General features: G+C 54.0%; 2 protein-coding genes and 1 pseudogene. 2 read left to right on the plus strand and 1 reads right to left on the minus strand.

The features are described 5' to 3' along the window. Positions 1-1273: 1273 nt before the first annotated feature. Positions 1274-1825, minus strand: coding sequence for a hypothetical protein (locus tag Poly21_RS26705; protein WP_146410117.1), 552 nt, complete (start codon positions 1823-1825; stop codon positions 1274-1276). Between the two features lie 968 nt (positions 1826-2793). Here Poly21_RS26705 and Poly21_RS26710 point away from each other — a divergent pair. Together Poly21_RS26710 and Poly21_RS26715 are read left to right on the plus strand one after the other, a co-directional pair. Beyond that, a complete protein-coding gene (locus tag Poly21_RS26710) occupies positions 2794-2982 on the plus strand; it encodes a hypothetical protein (protein ID WP_146405612.1) in 189 nt (62 codons plus the stop codon). Between the two features lie 39 nt (positions 2983-3021). Next, positions 3022-3211: pseudogene (locus Poly21_RS26715) on the plus strand (SAM-dependent methyltransferase); the annotation flags it as partial.

Raw genomic sequence — 3211 nt, forward strand, 5'->3', positions numbered from 1 at the left:
CTGGCATTCACCTTCGCGATTTTTCCTTTGACGATGCAGATCCCGCCAGTGATCCGATTACCGAATTCATCGACAAGCACGCCTTAAACTCCTGGCAGTCGTGGCGACAATGTTCAAGAAGTGTTTTTACAGTGGCTGCCAGAGACGGCCACTAAGTCCTGAAAGCGGTCGCTGATCCAGTCGAACCTGTCTGGTTTCGGCATCAAAGTGGTTAGCCAGGTCGATTAGCGAGCAGGATATTGCCAAAATGCGTAAATAACATGTTCCGGATTTGTATAGTTTTGGCGAGGCGATGTAGGGAATGTTCAGGATGCTGCTCCGATGATTGTCTTCCGCACGAGCGCACCCGACACTCGTCCACCACACGAAAACGTTGGAAAAATGATAGTAATCTGCCCACCATGGACTTGATAGTTCGTTCGAGTCTCTGCTTCGCACGTTCTCCCCAGCTTTCGCCAGTAACACCAAATTCTAAACGTTTCGCCCGTTGATGACGCGCTGGATTCTTTCAGTCCTCTGAATACCACCGCTTCTTCTCGTACGCGGATTGGGACATCGATCATCTCTGGAAGCTGTTGACCCAGTTGATCCTGAACAACTTCATCGTTGCCAATGCTACGATAGTGCTTTCGGGTGATGACACCCTCTGTCGTAACCGCGGCCTGGGGATTCCAGTCGAGTGACCGTGCCGGGTGTGTCGGAGTCCTTGAGGAGGATAAACACCATTTCCGGTTTCGCTTTCTCGACCTGCTCTTTCACCAGCATGGCCGCACACTCTGAACCGAAACTCAATCGCTTCGCTGGCCTCCTTTGACGAGAATCGACATGGAGCGGTTTGCCAGCGATCCGGACCGGCGTTGTTGCCTCCGATCAGAGGCAAAGCCCGAGAACGTTTTTAAAATCCGGATTTTGACGCTTCGGTTCAAGAATCTCTCCGGCCGCGTTGAAGATGCTCGTCGCGAAGTTAATCCCTCCCGGGTAAGCCCACGCCTACCATTCAGAAACCAGGATCCCGACCGTCTGGATCACCCAGCGTCCCTTCCTCAAGGAGTGCTTTCCCCGTTCTTGTTGACCGGGGGTCTGGCGCCAGCGAGAATCACTCACGAGTCAGTTAGACAAGGTTGTCGAATCGGTAACAACGCATAGGCGTTTCCTTTTGCGAACGCGGATAGCTTCTTTTCTCACTGGGTCGACCGCTGGGAGACGAGTTCATCGGATGAAGAGGTCTGTGCATGAACCTTTGCAAACGGCCATGGTTGATCATCGCAGTCGCCTACTCGCCCCTCGCGACCTGTGCCGCTGGATTCTGCTTGCACCCGGATCTCAAACCGATCATGCTGGATTGTCGAGTCCAACGATGCGAAATCATCAGACAGATAAAACCGGCAACCGAAAGCCAACGCACTACTCCGGTTTCAAAAACGATGGCGGCGGAAACGATGATCAGTGCGGTGAACCAAAAAACTATCTTGTCGATTGAGGGCCATCGCCGCCCGTGGGTTGCCATTGCGGTCGAATAGCCCATCCAGACTGCGGCGAATGCGAAATTGACGTACACGCCCCATCCGGCACGGATCCCGGTGACCTGCTCAGATTCCTCGGCAGTCGCCTCGATCGCTGCAGCGTGGCTCCAGCCGTGAGCAAGTCCGTAGCTGGCCAGAATATGAAGGGTGATCATCACGCTCCCGAACAGCCAAGAGAAATAGTAGATAGTCTCCCGCTTGCCGCTGGAATCCTGAACGTTGCGGACTCGGGCGAAGCTACCGACGAACCAGCCGACTAGAGCGAGCCAGACCGGAACGTAAATGAGGGAGTCGCTGAGCATGGTAGTCGCGTCCACCGAAATGCGAAAGCGAGCTGAGAGTTCTCCATGTCATACTCCAGGCTCTCAGCGTAGCTCAATCCAATGGCCATCACTTCGGCAATTCGTCGAAGTTGCAAAATGGGATCGATTACTGTCAGTGGTGCAACTCCATTCTCTCCCATGTCCACTTGCAACGCGCGTTTAGTATAGAGCTGCCCCTTTGGATTCATTGACCAGAAGTCGATGGTTCCTCCGCCCATACCTGTTTGCACCATTGACATTTGGTGCCACCATGATGTTCGCTTGATCAACGCCAAGATTAGAGACTTTTCACTCCAATGTCTTTAGGTGATTCAAAATGGCGTTGTCGTCGGACAGCGCTCGGCAGCCATAGGTGCGCTCGCAATTGACTTCACCTGTGTTTACCAGATGGCAGTCTCTGATAGCCGATGAAAGTCTGCGATCCGCAACGGTGTCGCAGGCTTTTGCTTTTGCCCGATCCCGGCCATGCAGGGCGTTGGCTCCGGCGACCAGCGGCGATACAACAACCGCAGGCGCGTCCAGTTACACATGCCAGGATCTAGGGCTCGATCAGTCACTGCTCCGCAGTCTAGGTCACGTCCGTCTAGGCAGACGGTCGCCTGCAATCGGCTTTTTAAAATCCGGCTTTTAGGACGCTCTTCGACACGCCTGGCAGCGGAGAGAGGAGCATCCCCACGGTGCGTTGTTCCTGAGTTCCCAGAGGCAGCACGACGGGACTCGGAGCGACACCGACAGATTGGGTGTACCTTGAGGCAGGCGACAGCGACGAATCGTGAGCAAGTGCGACACGGCAGCCACCGGTTCGCATGACTCGCTACACTGAGTGTGGAGTTCACCATTGCGAGGTTGCCCATGGGTTGGCGGCAGCAGTTCGTTTGGCAATAACTTCGATATTCTTACGCCAGTCCGACTGGCAAACGTCACCAAGAATTGATTGGATTGATTCGATGAAACTGACTGATTTTTACAACGAAGTGTCACGCCGAGTGGACACTGACAAGACCGCTATCTCGGTTGCGGAAACAAAACGAGTGCTCAGCGAAGCATTTATGGTGCTAGCTGGCATGGACGCAACGGAGTCAGCGGACACAATCTCCAAAGGATTAACCACGGCCAAGAAGAAGCTTTCGAAGTAGTCGGATGTTTCGACAACGGATCTCGCAGCGAGATGACCCATGAACGAAACAGATGTTCGCAAGCACAATCAAGGTGCGTGGGATCAGCTAGTCAATCAAGCTGATCGTTGGACCAAGCCGGTGGATCGAGAGACTGTCGAAAGAGCGAGAACTGGCGATTTCACCATCGTGCTGACTCCCACCAAACCGGTCCCTGCCGATTGGTTCCCACCGCTCAATGGATCGGACA

Source organism: Allorhodopirellula heiligendammensis (assembly GCF_007860105.1).
Taxonomy (GTDB): Bacteria; Planctomycetota; Planctomycetia; order Pirellulales; family Pirellulaceae; genus Rhodopirellula; species Rhodopirellula heiligendammensis.

Coding starts and splice junctions, on each gene's coding strand:
- Poly21_RS26705 (WP_146410117.1), bottom strand. CDS start 1,825: ATGCTCAGCGACTCCCTCATTTACGTTCCGGTCTGGCTCGCTCTAGTC.
- Poly21_RS26710 (WP_146405612.1), top strand. CDS start 2,794: ATGAAACTGACTGATTTTTACAACGAAGTGTCACGCCGAGTGGACACT.